The 16,791-nt window shown below is 47.7% G+C and carries 12 protein-coding genes; 3 read left to right on the plus strand and 9 right to left on the minus strand.

The window, feature by feature from the left end:
• The first annotated feature begins 363 nt into the window (after window positions 1-363).
• Together C510_RS0112105 and C510_RS0112110 are read left to right on the plus strand one after the other, a co-directional pair.
• Complete coding sequence (locus C510_RS0112105; protein ID WP_018711610.1) at window positions 364-3,570, plus strand: TonB-dependent receptor; 3,207 nt, start codon at window positions 364-366, stop codon at window positions 3,568-3,570.
• An 84-nt stretch (window positions 3,571-3,654) separates the two neighbouring features.
• Window positions 3,655-4,842: an alkaline phosphatase family protein gene (locus C510_RS0112110; protein ID WP_026320215.1), complete on the plus strand. Its 1,188-nt coding sequence runs from the start codon at window positions 3,655-3,657 to the stop codon at window positions 4,840-4,842.
• A 148-nt stretch (window positions 4,843-4,990) separates the two neighbouring features.
• On the opposite strand, the gene ettA is transcribed toward C510_RS0112110, so the two are convergent.
• The 4 genes from ettA to C510_RS0112130 form a co-directional block, all read right to left on the minus strand.
• The gene (ettA, locus tag C510_RS0112115) at window positions 4,991-6,679 is read right to left on the minus strand and encodes an energy-dependent translational throttle protein EttA (RefSeq protein ID WP_018711612.1); all 1,689 of its coding nucleotides are present in this window, start codon (window positions 6,677-6,679) and stop codon (window positions 4,991-4,993) included.
• Window positions 6,680-6,704: 25 nt separating this feature from the next.
• Window positions 6,705-7,877: an MFS transporter gene (locus tag C510_RS0112120; protein ID WP_244870478.1), complete on the minus strand. Its 1,173-nt coding sequence runs from the start codon at window positions 7,875-7,877 to the stop codon at window positions 6,705-6,707.
• A gap of 8 nt (window positions 7,878-7,885) precedes the next feature.
• The gene (gene panB / locus C510_RS0112125) at window positions 7,886-8,707 is read right to left on the minus strand and encodes a 3-methyl-2-oxobutanoate hydroxymethyltransferase (protein WP_018711614.1); all 822 of its coding nucleotides are present in this window, start codon (window positions 8,705-8,707) and stop codon (window positions 7,886-7,888) included.
• Between the two features lie 109 nt (window positions 8,708-8,816).
• Entirely contained in the window at window positions 8,817-9,473 is a 657-nt protein-coding gene (locus tag C510_RS0112130) for an HAD family hydrolase (RefSeq protein ID WP_018711615.1), read from the minus strand.
• 81 nt (window positions 9,474-9,554) lie between these two features.
• Between C510_RS0112130 and C510_RS0112135 the strand changes: the two genes are divergently transcribed.
• Complete coding sequence (locus C510_RS0112135; RefSeq protein WP_022339111.1) at window positions 9,555-10,916, plus strand: MATE family efflux transporter; 1,362 nt, start codon at window positions 9,555-9,557, stop codon at window positions 10,914-10,916.
• Here the strand turns inward: C510_RS0112135 and C510_RS0112140 are convergent.
• From C510_RS0112140 to C510_RS0112160, 5 genes are all read right to left on the minus strand, one after another.
• On the minus strand, window positions 10,902-12,155 hold the full coding sequence (locus C510_RS0112140; RefSeq protein ID WP_018711617.1) for an Nramp family divalent metal transporter: 1,254 nt from the start codon (window positions 12,153-12,155) through the stop codon (window positions 10,902-10,904). The two genes, C510_RS0112135 and C510_RS0112140, sit on opposite strands and share 15 nt — an antisense overlap.
• 129 nt (window positions 12,156-12,284) lie before the next feature.
• Window positions 12,285-13,565, minus strand: coding sequence for a clostripain-related cysteine peptidase (locus tag C510_RS0112145; protein WP_018711618.1), 1,281 nt, complete (start codon window positions 13,563-13,565; stop codon window positions 12,285-12,287).
• A 12-nt stretch (window positions 13,566-13,577) separates the two neighbouring features.
• Window positions 13,578-13,985 carry a hypothetical protein gene (locus C510_RS0112150; protein ID WP_022339112.1) on the minus strand — a complete coding sequence of 136 codons (408 nt, stop codon included), beginning with the start codon at window positions 13,983-13,985 and terminating at the stop codon, window positions 13,578-13,580.
• Between the two features lie 252 nt (window positions 13,986-14,237).
• Entirely contained in the window at window positions 14,238-15,098 is an 861-nt protein-coding gene (locus C510_RS0112155) for a sigma-70 family RNA polymerase sigma factor (protein WP_018711620.1), read from the minus strand.
• A 197-nt stretch (window positions 15,099-15,295) separates the two neighbouring features.
• Window positions 15,296-16,789: a trypsin-like peptidase domain-containing protein gene (locus C510_RS0112160; protein WP_022339114.1), complete on the minus strand. Its 1,494-nt coding sequence runs from the start codon at window positions 16,787-16,789 to the stop codon at window positions 15,296-15,298.
• Window positions 16,790-16,791 lie beyond the last annotated feature (2 nt).

The raw sequence follows: 16,791 nt of genomic DNA on the forward strand, positions 1-16,791 counted from the left end.
TCGCCGCAGAAAGAAAAATTTAACAAATATTTGGCAACCATTCTTAAATCTTTACAGAAAAGCAGGTACCTATCCGAACGGAAGTACAGCCGATGTTTCATTTCCATTACACCGGAAACATCGTACCCAAAATGCCTAACTTGTTAAAAATAAATGTAAACACCCCATTACCAACGCACTAAATCCCATTTTTTCTGTAAAATATAAAGTTCATCGTTTGTTAAAAACAAGTCAAAACCTCTGAATCAATAGGAAAATATGTAAATTTGCAGCGGAAAAAACGACAAAAACAACTAAGACTTGAATAAGCACTGACTTATCAGTCGACAAAACAATATATCTTTTTTCTATAAACTAACAGTTATGTCAAATCAATCAAAATTCTGGTTGGCGGCACTGACCCCTGCCATCGCAGTATGTGTCAATGCACAGGTAACAACTTCCGCACTCAGTGGAAAAGTTATCGATGAAAACAAAGAACCAGTAATCGGAGCTACTGTGGTAGCCGTACATGAACCTTCCGGTACCCTTTATGGTGCCGTAACCAACGTAGACGGACGCTACACCATCCAAGGTATGCGTACTGGAGGACCGTACAAAATTGAAATCTCTTATGTGGGTTATCAGAAAACTGCCTACACAGACCTCTATCTGGAACTGGGTAATACCCTCAGCCTGAACGCTGACCTGCACCCGAGTTCAGAACTGCTGGACGAAGTAGTGGTAGTGGCCGATGCCAAAGCCAACGCCGGAGCAGCCCACAACTTCTCTACACAGAAAATCGAAAACACTCCGACCGTCGACCGTAACGTGTATGACATCGTGAAGAACATGCCGATGGCCATGACTTCAAAGAACGGAGGTATCACATTCGCCGGTTCAAACAACCGTTACAACAGTTTCCAGATTGACGGTACCGTAAGTAACGACGTATTCGGATTGTCAGCATCCGGAACAAACGGCGGCCAGACAGGTGCCAACCCGATTTCCATGGACGCTATCCAGGAAATCCAGGTAGTCGTAGCTCCTTACGACGTTCGCCAGAGCGGATTTACCGGAGGTGGTATCAACGCCATTACCAAGCAAGGTACCAACACCACTCACGGTTCTGCCTACACTTACTTCAACAACCAGAACATGTATGGCAAATACAGTGCCGTACGCGATTACGAAAAATCTCCGCTTACCCAGCAGTACACCCGTACCTTCGGAGGTACATTGGGCGGTGCCATCGTAAAGGACAAACTGTTCTACTTCGTCAGCGCAGAAGCCAAGAAAGAATCTTACCCGTCAAGTATCTATCCGGGATATACAACCTCTTACCTCACTTCCGACCAGGCCAAACAAATAGCAGATGCCTACTATGACATGACAGGCTTCCAGGAAGGTTACTCACAACGTAACATCGACAACAAGTCATTCGGCCTGTTGGCACGTATCGACTGGAACATCAACCAGAACCATAAACTGGCTTTACGCTACCAGCACAACAACTCATACGATGACAACTACGGAGTAGGTTCAACCAGCTACATGTTCGAAAACAGCGGCTACCGCATGAACAACAAGACAAACTCTATCGTAGCCGAGTTGACTTCTCACCTGGGGCAGAGCCTGTACAATGAATTCCGTGCTTCTGCCAGCTATATCCGCGACCATCGTGACGTAGCTTACCAAGGTCCGACTGTTCAGATTAAAAACATTCCGGCACCGGACGGTACAAACATCACCGCCAACATCGGTACAGAATATTCTTCCGGAGCCAACTACCTGGATCAGGATATCTACACATTCGAAGATAACCTTTCCTGGTATCTGGGTAACCATACACTGACTTTCGGTACCCACAATGAAATCTACAAGATGACCAATCTTTTCATCCAGGCTTCCAACGGCTCATGGTACTACAATTCATTGGAGGATTTCATTGCTGACAGACCTTACCAGTACAGCTATAAGTATACAGACCCGGCTCTTACAGGTGGTAACACCAAATGGGCTCCGACCATGAAATCCGGTCAGTTCGGATTCTATGCACAGGACAAGTGGGATATCAGCAACAACTTCAACCTGACCTACGGATTGCGTATCGATATTCCGGTCATCTTCAACGACCCGACTACAAACGATGCCTTCAACGAATTTGCTGAAGCACAGAACCTGAACGCACGCGTCGGTCAGAACCCGAGTGCCAAAGTCCTGTTCTCACCGCGTGTAGGTTTCCGCTGGTATACAGACGATTCACACAACACCCTGCTCCGCGGCGGTATCGGTATCTTTACCGGACGTGTACCGTTCGTATGGTTGTCCAACGCTTTCAACAACACAGGTATGGAAAGCAAGGGTACCACAATCACTCCTGAAGACAAAGACGGTAACTATACCTACGATGCACCGAAATTAGGAGAATATGCAGACAATCCGTTAGGAGCTGCCACTTCACAGAGCGGTGCCTCAGCAAAACCTGATATCGTAACCGTAGACAAGAACTTCAAATACCCGCAGGTATTCCGTGCTAATCTGGCATTGGAACAGAGACTGCCGGGCGATGTGAAAATGACCCTCGAAGGTATCTATTCAAAAACCATGAACAACGTATTCTTCGAGAACCTGGCCCTGACTCAAAGCGGCAACAAAGTATATGCAGTAGCCGGCAACGAAGCTTCTGCAGCTCCTTACTACCAGTTCAACTCTGGTAACTACTACAGCATCATCAACCTGAAGAACACCAACAAAGGATATACATACGCATTGTCTGCTTTGCTGGAGAAACATTTCAACTTCGGTCTGGACCTGTCGGCATCGTATACCTACGGACATGCAAAATCTGTAAACGACGGTACAAGCTCTGTAGCTTACTCTAACTGGAAGTACAACTACTCGGTAGACACCAACTCCGGAAACGAACTTGGTTTCTCTAAATTCGATATTCCTCACCGTGTAATGGTACAGGCTTCTTACACCAGTCCGAAATACTGGAACGGATGGACCAGCACAACGGTTTCTGTCATCTACAACGGATTCTCAGGCAGCCGCTACAGCTTGACCATGAATGAAAAATCTGACTACAACGGTGACAAATATTCCGGCAACTCTCTGTTGTACATCCCGACTGACGAGGAACTGAGCCAGATGAACTTCGTAGACATCACTGACAAACAAGGCAATGTAACGATGAGCGCCGATGAAAGCCGTCAAGCTTTCAAGCAGTGGATTGAAAACGACAGCTATGCCAAGAACCACAGAGGACAATACGCAGAACGTAATTCTAACCTGAGCAATTGGGAACATGAAATCGATTTGCACCTGGCACAGACTATCTACAACGTACAGGGAGTCGGAAAACTGGAATTCACATTCGATATCATCAACTTCGCCAACATGTTGAACAAGAAATGGGGAGCAAGCTATAGCTCAGCTTACAACTTATCACCGCTGACTATGAACGGACTTTCTACAGATGCCGATGGAAACAAAATCGCATCGTTCTCTTACAACAAGGCCGAAATCCAGAAGAGCGACATCAGCTCACGTTGGCACTGCCAGGTGGGCGTAAGACTGACTTTCTAATGAAAGACTAATCCTTACATAAAGGTGTATTGCCCTGTCTTGTGGGCAATACACCTTTCTTTTTATCACCCTAAAAAAAGACTTATGAAAAGATTCATCTCATTATGCATCATGCTGTGTATCGGCCTCTCCATCTGGGCCGGAAAACACTACACAGTCATCGTTTCGTTAGACGGATTCCGATGGGACTATCCGCAGATGTATGACACCCCATTCTTCGACCAGATGGCCCGAGAAGGCGTGAAAGCTACCATGATTCCGTCTTTCCCGACCAAAACCTTTCCGAACCACTACACACTTGCCACAGGGCTGGTACCCGACCACCACGGTATTGTAGCCAATACCTTTTGGAATCCGGAACGCAACGAGGTCTACCGGATGGGTGACGCCAAAACCCGGAACGACGCCTCCTATTACGGCGGAGAACCCATCTGGATTACCGCACAGAAACAGGGAGTCAAGACAGGAAACATCTATTGGGTAGGTTCAGACATTGCCGTCAAGGGACAGCACCCCACTTACTACCACGTATACGACCAGACTCTCCGCCTTACACAGACAGAACGGGTAGCCGAAGCATTGAGAATGCTGAAACTGCCGGAAACGGAACGCCCTCAGCTCATCATGCTGTACCTGGAAGACTCCGATACGTACGGACACAGTTACAGTCCGCACAGCAAGGAGACCCGCCGTTGCATCTCGGAACTGGACGCACTCATGAAATACCTGTGGGAAGGACTTCAAAGCCTGCCTTTCGGAAAAGACATCAACCTGATTGTTACCTCCGACCACGGAATGGCTACGGTCAGTGCCGACCGCTTCGTACCCATCAGACACCTGCTGAAAGAGCAATGGTACCGGATGATTGACGGTAACCTGCCGGCACAGATTTACACAAAACCAGAATACCGCGACTCTGTCTATCAAGCTCTGCAAAACCTGAACCATGTACGTGTGTGGAAAAAAGAGGAGATTCCGGCTTACCTGAACTATGGAAGCAACCCACGGGTAGGTGACATCATCGTACTGCCGGATTTAGGCTGGCTGGTGGAAGAAGGACAACAGACGCTTCCGGGAGCACACGGATTCGATCCGACCTACGACGACATGCAGGTAATGTTCCGTGCCTGGGGACCGGACTTCAAGAAAGGTTACGAAGCGCCTAAATTCCGGAATGTATCCATCTACTCATTACTGGCACGTCTGCTGCACATCACCCCCGAAAAGACAGACGGTTCTTTGGAAGAAGTAGAGAACATGCTGGTTCAATGAGATTTCCTGTATCTTCAGGCAACAGGAACCCAAATTCTCTGATATAATAAAAAACGTCCGCTCGTATGATGTCACACGAACGGACGTTTTCATGAAAACGAACTCATGTTTCAATCAACACGCGAGTTCGTTTTTTTCATATCGATCATTAATCTTCCATCAACTTCCGGTAACGGACACGTTTCGGCTCTACGTTACCCATACGTTTCATCTTGTTTTCTTCGTATTCGGTATAAGAACCTTCGAAATAGAAGACTTCACTGTTACCTTCGAAAGCCAGAATGTGTGTACAGATACGGTCGAGGAACCAACGGTCGTGACTGATGACTACGGCACATCCGGCGAAATCCTCCAGACCTTCCTCCAAAGCACGCAGGGTATTCACATCGATATCGTTGGTCGGCTCGTCCAGCAAAAGTACGTTACCTTCTTCCTTCAAGGCCATCGCCAGGTGCAGACGGTTACGCTCACCACCCGAAAGCATACCACAAAGCTTTTCCTGGTCGGAACCGGAAAAATTGAAACGGCTCAGGTATGCACGGGCATTCACATCACGGTTTCCCATTCGAATCAAATCGTTACCGCCGCTGATGACCTGATAAACCGTCTTGTTCGGATCAATGTCACGATGCTGCTGGTCTACGTAGGCCACCTTTACGGTTTCGCCCACTTCAAATTCCCCTTTATCAGCCTTTTCAAGCCCCATAATCAAGCGGAACAGCGTTGTCTTTCCGGCACCGTTCGGACCGATGACACCTACGATTCCGTTCGGTGGAAGCATGAAGTTCAAATCGTCGAACAGCAACTTGTCGCCGTATGCTTTGGCCACATGCTTCGCTTCGATAACCTTGTTGCCCAGACGCGGACCATTCGGGATAAAGATCTCCAGCTTTTCTTCCTTCTCCTTCACATCCTCGTTCAAGAGCTTGTCGTACGAATTCAAACGGGCCTTACCCTTGGCCTGACGGGCCTTCGGAGCCATGCGTACCCATTCCAACTCACGTTCCAGCGTCTTTCTACGCTTGCTGGCTGTCTTTTCCTCCATCTCCATACGCTTGGTCTTCTGTTCCAACCAGCTGGAGTAGTTACCCTTCCAAGGAATCCCTTCACCACGGTCGAGCTCCAGAATCCATCCGGCTACATGATCCAGGAAGTAACGGTCGTGTGTAACGGCAATCACCGTTCCTTCATACTGCTGCAGGTGCTGTTCCAGCCAGTCGATACTTTCCGCATCCAAGTGGTTGGTCGGCTCGTCCAGCAGAAGGATATCCGGTTTCTGCAGCAACAGGCGGCACAAGGCAACCCGGCGACGTTCACCTCCCGACAGATTCTCTACCAACTGGTCTTCTGGCGGACAACGGAGGGCATCCATGGCACGTTCCAGCTTGCTATCCAGGTTCCAGGCATCGGTTGCATCGATGATATCCTGCAGTTCCGCCTGACGGGCAAACAGCGCGTCCATCTTCTCCGGGTCTTCATAATATTCCGGCAACCCGAACTTATTGTTGATTTCCTCGTATTCAGCCAAGGTATCTACCACTTGCTGTACACCTTCCATCACCACTTCCTTTACGGTCTTGGTATTGTCAAGTACCGGCTCCTGAGCCAGGTAACCCACCGAATATCCCGGTGAGAAGACCACTTCTCCCTGATAACTCTTGTCGATACCGGCGATAATCTTCATCAACGTAGATTTACCGGAACCGTTCAAACCGATGATACCGATCTTGGCACCATAGAAAAAGGATAGGTAGATGTCTTTCAATACCTGTCTGTTGTTCTGGAAGGATTTGCTTACTCCCACCATTGAGAAAATAATCTTCTTGTCGTCTGCCATATTCTTTTAACTGTTAAAAATAAAATCAAATCTTTCTTCGCTCCATCTGCTTCCGATAATAACGGTGCACTGCCAACTGATAAGCTATCAGTCCGACCAGACATACCACCAGGGCAACAATGAAGGGATTACCGGATGGAGTAGCCGCCGTCCATTTACCGGACATGACTCCCAACAGGATACCCAGCTCCCACAACAGCTGATAGGTATGATAGCCTGTTCCACGTTCACAATGCAGAGGAAGCTGTATCATCACAAAAAGGAATTGCGAAATAGAAGCTGCAGCCCCCAGTCCTATCAGGAATCCGGCTCCCCATAAATGAATGCCTGCATCCGAATAATAGAGAACCAATAACCCCGCCCCTGTCAGGAGCTGTCCGATAGTCACCAACAGACGTCCGTCGGCACGTGTAACCGTAGCAGCCTTCAGGAACAGGAAACAGATAAAACCGCCACCTATGCAAAGATAGAAAAAAGAATCATAGATTGTACTGAGAATCATTCCCAGAACAAAAGGTACGGCCATCATATTCAATCCCGGTCCCAGTGAACGGAACAGGATGAAACGGTCGAATGACAGAAGCGGAAGTTCCAAAGGAGCCCGGAAAGTCACTGTAACCATGGAAATCAACAGGATAGCACCTACCGACAGGAATGCCGAACAATAGGTCAGCTGCGGGAAGGTCAGCAGAGTCTCTGCGTGATATCCGCCCATCAGACCGGCTATCATACCGAATATGCCTGCCCACGTGAAGCAGACATTCGCCTGATTCCGCTTCTGGCTGGGAGTCACATCAATGACCAACGTACTTCCCGTAGCCATCAGCACGACGGCAAAGGCTGCCCCCTGAATCATCCATAGCAACCATAATGTCTGGAAATGTTCTACATACGGATAGGCCAGGCTGATGAGTGCCAACAACAGGATGCTGCGTATACAGACAGACTGCCGCTTGTATGTATCTACCAGATAATTGTTGAAAAGCCCCGGAAGGAAGAGTGATATACCGAAAACAGCGGTCACCCCTCCGGCATACAGGTCGGAACAGTGCCACTGTCTTACCATCCAATGATGAAAAACCGGAAACAGCATGTACACAGCTGCATGCAACAGCAGGTTGGCTATCACCAAAAAGCTGAAATTCCGGTTCCACAAGTTACTTCTGCCTCCCGAAGAATGCAGTATATCCATTGCCATAAGCGGAATCAATACTGCTCGGACTCGTTCGGGAAATCACAGGATTTCACATCAGAAACGTAGTTTCCGATGGCATCCGTCATGAGGGTGTGCAAATCGGCATACCGACGGAGGAAACGTGGGCTGAATCCCTTGGTCATGCCCAACATATCGGTAACGACCAGCACCTGACCGTCGACTGCCCCTCCTGCACCGATACCGATAACCGGGATCGTCAGCTCCTGAGCTACCCGGGCAGCCAGCGCAGCCGGAATCTTTTCAAGAACCAAGGCGAAACAGCCTGCTTCCTGCAACAGCCGTGCATCGCTCATCAGCTTTTCGGCTTCCGCATCTTCTTTGGCACGTACGCCGTATGTACCATATTTATTGATAGACTGCGGCATCAGTCCCAGATGTCCCATTACCGGGATGCCTGCACCGATGATGTGGCGGATGGTTTCAATCACTTCTTCTCCACCCTCCAGCTTCAACGCGTCTGCATGAGTTTCCTTCATGATACGGATAGCATTGCGGACTCCGTCGTACGGATCGGCCTGGTAAGAACCGAAAGGCATATCCACTACCACCAAAGCACGCTTCACGCCACGCATCACTGATTTACCGTGGTAAATCATCTGATCGACTGTAATAGGCAACGTCGTGACATTACCCGCCATTACATTCGAAGCGGAGTCGCCGACCAGGATGACGTCAACGCCTGCTCCATCCACAATCTGTGCCATTGTAAAATCATACGAGGTGAGCATCGAAATCTTCTCTCCTCTTTCTTTCATTTCAATCAAACGGTGAGTCGTCACTTTACGTGTATCACCTGAAAGATATCCAGCCATAATTACCTTAATTTAAAAACGGGGCAAAATTAGGAGTTTTTAATGAGTTATACAAATTTTCTGAAATCTCTGACACAACCAGAACCTGTAGAAAACGCCTCTCTACAAATCAGTTCCCGGCCAGAAGCTCCATCATCCGGGCATAACTGAATTCTGTAAAATCCGGAATCACCAGCCTGCATTTATCCTGAATGGCGGCAGCCGGGTTCGTCGTGCTCAGACCAACAACCGTCATACCGGCCGCATTACCGGCTTCCAGTCCATGGAATGAATCCTCGAATACCACGCAGTTCCCGATGACCGTATCGAATACCTTTGCACCCAGCAGGAAACAGTCGGGAGCAGGTTTCGAACGGGCAAAATCTTCCGAAGTCAGGATGCGGTCTACCAGCCCTTTCAATTCCGGATGAGCCGCATACACGTTCTGCATCTTCTGCTGATTGGAACTGGTCACAATGGCTATCTTCACTCCCTGCGAACGCAATTCCTTCATGAAATCGGCCACGCCGGGAATATAATCGTATGACATCTCGTTTTCATAACGGTTCAACGCGTCCGTGATTTCGGCCTGTTCCTTTTCCATACCGGAAAAATAGCGGTCGTATATCTGTACCAAAGTCTGGCCCTTGATAATTTTCCCGAAGTTCTCATATTCAGGCAGGTACTTTCTTCCTACCCCGTCCCAGAAAATCGTATACTGCGGTTCTGTATCGATAATCACACCGTCGCAATCGAAAAGTGCCGCAATTGTCTTTGTCTGATTCATTTTTATTTAGCTTGATTTAACACGGCAAAGGTCTTAAATATCCTTGCATCTTCCTAAATTTGATACTTAAAATAAATGAAAATGGACAAAAACAACCCACACATCCTCGGAACCGCTCCCATCGGCAAATTGCTGGTGGAATATTCCATACCGGCCATCATCGGTATGACACTGACTTCCCTGTATAACATCATCGACAGTATCTTCATCGGACACGGTGTAGGGGCACTCGCCATCTCCGGACTGGCCATCACCTTCCCGCTGATGAACCTGAACATCGCCTTCTGTACCCTGGTAGGAGTAGGAGGCGCAACCATGTCCTCTATCCGGTTGGGACAGAAAGACCAGACCGGTGCCGAGTATATCCTGGGTAATGTGGCTGTCCTCTGTGTCATCAATGCGGTAGTCTTCAGCGGAATCACCCTCCTTTTTCTGGAAGAGATACTACGCTTCTTCGGAGCCAGCGACTCTACCCTTCCCTACGCCTACGACTTCATGCAGGTCATTCTGTTAGGAAGCCCCATCTCGTTTGTCATGATTGGTCTGAACAACATCATGCGAGCTACGGGGTATCCGAAGAAAGCCATGCTTTCATCGTTACTGACCGTGGGCTGTAATGTTATCCTGGCTCCTATCTGTATCTTTGTATTGGAATGGGGTATCCGTGGAGCTGCGCTCTCGACCATCACCTCCCAGTTTGTCGGTATGATTTGGGTGCTCTCGCATTTCTACAGCCAGAAGAGTTTTGTCCGCTTCCGGAAATCCTGTTTCCGTCTGAGACTTCCCATCATCCGGAACATTTTCAGCATCGGCATGTCTCCATTTGTCATGAATGTCTGCGCCTGCTGCATTGTCATCTTCATCAACAACCGTCTGTTGCATTACGGAGGCGACTTATCCATCGGCGCTTTCGGCATCTTGAACCGTATCCAGATGCTTTTCGTCATGATTGTAATGGGAATCACCATGGGTATGCAGCCCATCAGCGGCTACAACTATGGAGCAAGAAATTTTGAACGCGTCAAAAGAACCCTGAAACTGGGTATCATGGCCGGTACAATCATCACAACCGCTGGATTCATCGCCTGCGAATTGTTCCCTCAGGTGTTCGTCGGCATGTTTACAGACAACGAAGAGCTGACCCATCGGGCAAGCATCGCCCTTCAGATTGGCGTTGCCAGCTTCCCGGTCATCGGTGCTCAGATTGTCATCACCCAATTCTTCCAATCCATCGGGAAAGCCGCAGTTTCCATCTTTCTCTCCCTGTCCCGACAACTGCTCTTCCTGCTTCCGGGCCTGGCATTCCTGCCTCCCTTCTTTGGCGTGAACGGAGTATGGTCCAGCATGCCTGTTTCAGATATGCTGGCCTTCCTGACAGCGGTTGCCATGCTGATGCATCACATCAAAAAGATGAAAGAGACCTATCCTCTAACTGAACAATAGCAGGATATTCAGCGCCGAAACCACAACGGCTATCGAATAGAGGACGAATGTACTCCAGCGGGAATTGGCATAAATCCCCATCACCCGCTTGGAGGAAGTGAGCCCGACCTGCAGGAAAACGGTAAAAGGAAGCTGGACACTCAGCATCATCTGCGAAACAATCAACCCCTGGAAAGGATTGTCTATAAAGAAGATAATCAGCAGGGCAATGCCTAAAGACAGCAGTACTCCCACCTTCGAGTGGATGTCCTTAATGTGATAAGACTCTCCGAACATGCCGGCAAAGATAGAACCTGCCGCCATGCCACTGGTCACCGTAGACGAGATACCCGCCATAAGCAACGCCAAAGCAAATACGATACCGGCATGACTACCCAACAACGGGTCCAACAACGATTTCGCCTGCTGCAACTCTTCTACGGGTGTCCTGTTTACGAAAAAAGTAGCGGCTGCCAGCAGAATCATGGCACTGTTGATAGCCCATCCGACTCCCATGGAAAGCAGGGTATCGTAAAACTCATATTTCAACAGTTTCCGGATAGAGGCCTCATCCTCACGGTTATACTCCCGACTCTGTACCACCTCTGAGTGCAGAAAAAGATTATGCGGCATCACTACGGCCCCCAGTACACTCATGATAATCAGCATACTCCCTTCCGGAATGCTGGGAACCACCCAAGAACGGGCCGCCAAGGGCCAATCCACATCAATCAGAAACAGTTCATACAAGAAAGAAAGGCCGATAACGGATACAAAAGCGATAATCAACCGCTCAATCCGCTTGTACGAATTGGTGAAAAGCATGACGGTTACCAATACGGCTGTCAGCAACGCCCCCCAGATGATGGGAACATCAAACAGCATCTCCAAAGCGATGGCACCTCCCAGAATTTCCGCCAACGAGGTGGAAATGGAAGCCAACACCGCACTGCCCAAAATAGGACGAGACACCCATTTGGGAGCATACTTGGTAGCAGCTTCACTCAGACAGAGTCCGGTAACAATCCCCAGATGGGCCACATTATGCTGCAGGACAATCAGCATGACCGTAGAAAGGGTAATCACCCAAAGCAAGGCATAACCATAATCGGAGCCTGCCGCAAAATTGGAAGCCCAGTTACCCGGGTCAATAAATCCGACAGTAACCAGGAGCCCCGGTCCGATGTATTTCAGAATATCCAAACCACCCAGATACCGCTGATGGTCCTTCCGTTTCAGTTCTTTGATAAAATTCCACATAGTCTTTTCTTAAATAATAACAAATCGTTTAAGAGACTGTTCAGTCGTTTGGATAGATACCGATAAAAAAGGCTTTCAAACACACTACCGTTCGAAAGCCCTCTTTCCATATCATTTCACAATCTTCATTTATTTCCACGTATTCCATCCGACAGCATCATTCCAAGAGATAGCCGAAGCATAGTAACTTTCCCACGAAGAAGAGACATTGCTGACCATTCCAGGGAGATACATGCCGATACCGCAGAAACGTTCCGCATCAGGTCTTATGGTAATGAATGTCCGTTCTACACAAGATTTGGCAATGACAGCTTCATCCAATGCCTGCTGGAAAGAAGCAGGTATGACACCTCCGTTCAACTGACGGACAAAATCGCCGACATCGAACGAAAAATTACGATACGAATTCTCACCATACTGCTGTACTGAATGAACATCAAAGTCCTGCAACCGATCTGCATGTTCCTGTAACTGCGCCGATACCGCCGTAGCCAAGCCCTCCATCTTTGAACAGTCAACCACTGCACAAGTTCCCCACTCGTTCTTGAAGTAATCGGCAAATGTGGTACAAAGTTCCTGATAATTGGGACTATCGGCATATAGATTCTTCATCAGGTATTTATAAGGGAATCCTTCAGCCGGTGTTTCCATGACTGAAGCGATGCAATAACGGGTCGCATTACGCAACTCATAGGCCACCTCAGCTGTTCCCATCATACAGGCATCGAACAAGACAAAATCCAGTTTCCCGGCAGAAAAGCTGTTTTCCAATACAGCAGCCAACTCGGGAACGTCAATGCTATACCCACCATCATCGCCAAATGAACGGGCTACGGTCTTGGCCCCCTTCATCCATCCTGTACCATGGGAACCATAAATCATACCATACGTATTCGAAGGGAATATCGCCTGCATATCGGCTATGACCTGCCGCATTACAACCGGGTCCGTAGCCACATGACTTGCAGATTCATACTGCTTTTTCACATAGGCAACCTTAAAGATTTCGCTGAAAGCTTCCTGAACTCTGGAGGTAGGGAAAGATCCCCACTGCCAAGGATCAGCGATCAGACTTTCAATATTTTCGACATCGACCTCCGCTACATTGTTCACCTGTCCCTTACCATCCGACTCAAAGCTTAAGATGCAAGGATAAGGCATGTCGGTATCCAACGGTTTCGGACGGTAATACACCGTTAAGGCGCAAGGTTTCTCCGAATGAATCAGGCTATAATACATGCTGACCACGTTATACTTCAGATACGAATCCAAATCACTACTCTGATTATTGGAAACCAGATAAGCCATGAGGGTACGCCCTTGTCTCTCCTCCTGTACGTCGGCAGGAATTTCATTGGAGCAGGATACAAAAAGGCAAACAGAAAACAATAAAAAAAGAATACGTTTCATAGCTTCACCACATTATTCCACAACAGCCTTTTCAAAACGAAAGGAATCTCCCAGATCTTTCAGAACCAAAGTATTCCCCTTCTGATATTTCTGCTTCAACTTACTAATTTCCTTTTCCAGCTTTCTTTTCTTTGTATTAAAGAACATGAAGCAAGTACGGTTCTTGCCATCCTGATGCTGTTCCAGATAATCCTTCAACTGCATACTGTAGAGAGAACGTCCGATCAACAAGCCCTTTGAATCCAAAGCCGCGCTGTCTACCAACTGAATATCAGTAAAATAAACGAGTGAATCTGTAAAGGATGCAGATACACCTGCCAAATAAACACCGTATGTATTTTTGTCTTTCGGTTCCTTACAGAATGCAGAAACTGCCAATATAGACAGTAAAAAGAAGCATAAAAATCTTGTATATCGCATAAGTCTCTAATTTATTGCGGACAAAAATAAGCAATTAAAGTTAAATAACCGAGGCTGTGGACATTTATTAACACAAAATCCGACAAATGCAAGCAGGTACATCCATCTCGACGAACAGCATGACCCACTGATTTCCCCGGGGAGCTCACCTGCTTTTCTTCCCAATCCCCATCTACCGAAGTGTATCAAATAAATAAGGTGTACTCCGAACGGAATACACCTTACTGTCTTTTTTAGAAATCAACCCTTATCTTATCCCAAATAAGACTTGAGCAACTTACTACGAGAATTCTGTCTCAATCTTCTGATAGCTTTTTCCTTGATCTGACGGACACGCTCACGGGTGAGCCCAAATTTGTCGCCGATCTCTTCCAACGTCATTTCCTGCGTGTTAATACCGAAAAACATCTGAATAATCTCTTTCTCTCTTTCGGTCAGCGTAGAAAGTGCTCTATCGATTTCTCTCGAAAGTGATTCATTAACCAAAGAGCGGTCAGCCATAGGAGAATCGTCATTGACCAGGACATCCAGAAGACTGTTATCTTCGCCTTCAACAAACGGAGCATCTACTGAAATGTGACGGCCTGATACCTTCAATGTATCCGAAATCTTGTCTACCGGAATCTCCAGTTCATCCGCCAATTCTTCCGGAGAAGGACGACGTTCGTTCTCCTGTTCGAATTTCGAAAAAGCCTTGCTGATTTTATTCAACGAACCGACCTGGTTCAACGGCAAACGTACGATACGAGACTGTTCTGCCAGTGCCTGAAGAATAGACTGGCGAATCCACCATACAGCATAACTGATGAACTTGAAACCACGGGTCTCATCGAATTTTTCAGCAGCCTTGATCAATCCCAAGTTTCCTTCGTTAATCAAGTCCGGAAGACTCAATCCTTGATTCTGGTACTGTTTAGCTACAGAAACCACAAAACGCAGATTGGCACGCGTAAGTTTCTCCAAAGCTACACGGTCACCTTTACGGATACGTTGAGCGAGTTCTACTTCTTCTTCGACTGTAATCAGGTCCTCACGACCTATCTCCTGCAAATATTTATCCAGAGAAGCACTCTCTCGGTTAGTGATACTTTTGGTAATCTTTAACTGTCTCATTCCTAAAAATCGATTTGAATGCAAAGTTACAATTTTTTCTTGAATTCTCCATCTTCTTAAACGAAGATTTTTCGAAAAATTCATTACTATTACAACAAGAAACGAGCCAAATAGATAAAAAGGACGTGTTAATTTAACATTACATAACACGTCCTTTCTTTCCACCTTAAAATACCTATCGAATCAATCCTTTCGGCTTATTCTGCTTGAGACAAATCGACTGCATAATTGGCACGTTTTCCTGACGGATAGACACCTGTCATGAACAATACCTGATCCGGTGACTGCGAAGCGGCCTTCATCACATCTTCCAGATCTTCTACAGTTCTCAACTGCTTACCGTTTGCTTTCAGAATGATGAATCCCTTACGGATGCCACTGTCTGCCATTCTTCCGTCACTGACGCCCGTTACCTGAACGCCGTAACCCAAGTTCAGCTGTCTCTTCAATTCATCCGGCACTGCACGGAAGGCTGCGCCCAAGATTTCCATATCTGCTTTCTTCACAATCTTGGTGTTGCCCTGCGCGTTCTTCAGCGTAATGGTAAATTCTTTTTCTTTCTTGTCACGCCATACTGTCACTTTCACCTTGTCGCCCGGACGAAGCTGAGCAAGCAGTCCCTGCAGGTCTGTCATTGTCTTCACCTTCGTGCCATTCACCTTCAAGATGACATCGTTCTTCTGGAGTATACCTTCCGATGAACCACCTTCAGTGACTTCTACCACCTGAACACCTTCGGTTACTCCCAAATCCTTCTGTTCCTTACGGATTTCATCCGGATAGACTTCATCACCCATCATGTCACGACCTGCAATGCCCAACAACGCACGCTGTACAGTACCATACTGCTTCAAGTCTGAAACGACCTTAGTCATGATGCTGGTCGGGATAGCGAATCCATAACCGGAATAAGCACCGGTCGGAGAATACAGCATGGAGTTAATACCCACCAGTTCGCCACGCACATTCACCAAGGCGCCACCACTGTTACCCTGGTTGATGGCCGCATCGGTCTGAATGAACGATTCCACCTGATTGGCCCGCAATCCACGAGACTTCGCGCTGACCACACCGGCCGTCACTGTAGAACCCAGATTGAACGGGTTACCTACCGCGAGTACCCATTCGCCGACCTTCAAGGCATCGGAGTTACCGACCACGATAGCCGGGAAATCATCACCTTCAATCTTCACCAGAGCCAAGTCCGTAGTAGGGTCTGTACCGATTACACGACCTTTCATCTCACGACCGTCATGCAATTTGACACTGATTTCATCGGCGCCGTCGATTACATGGTTATTGGTTACAATGTATCCATCTTTCGAAATGATGACACCCGAACCGAATCCACGCTGTTCCGGAGTCTGCACCTGACGCTGCTGTCCTCTTCCACCAAAGAAGAAGTCGAAGATATCCGGAGTCTGAACCGTCTGTACCTTACTGCGCTGAACAGCCATGATATGTACCACCGAATTCAGAGAGCTTTCGGCCGCTCCGGTCAAATCTACCGGCTGCATCGTCGAAGAATCCAGAGCTGCCGTACGCAGTGCAGGAGTATCGAATGTTTTATAGAAAGAAGCCTCATTGTTTTCTGCTTTCTGTGCAACAGTATAAGCGGTCACACCAGCTACGCCAGCGCTGACAGCAACCATAGCCATGGTTCCTATCGCAAATTTAGTTACTGTTTTCATAA

It is taken from the genome of Phocaeicola barnesiae DSM 18169 = JCM 13652, from assembly GCF_000374585.1.
Classification (GTDB): Bacteria; Bacteroidota; Bacteroidia; order Bacteroidales; family Bacteroidaceae; genus Phocaeicola; species Phocaeicola barnesiae.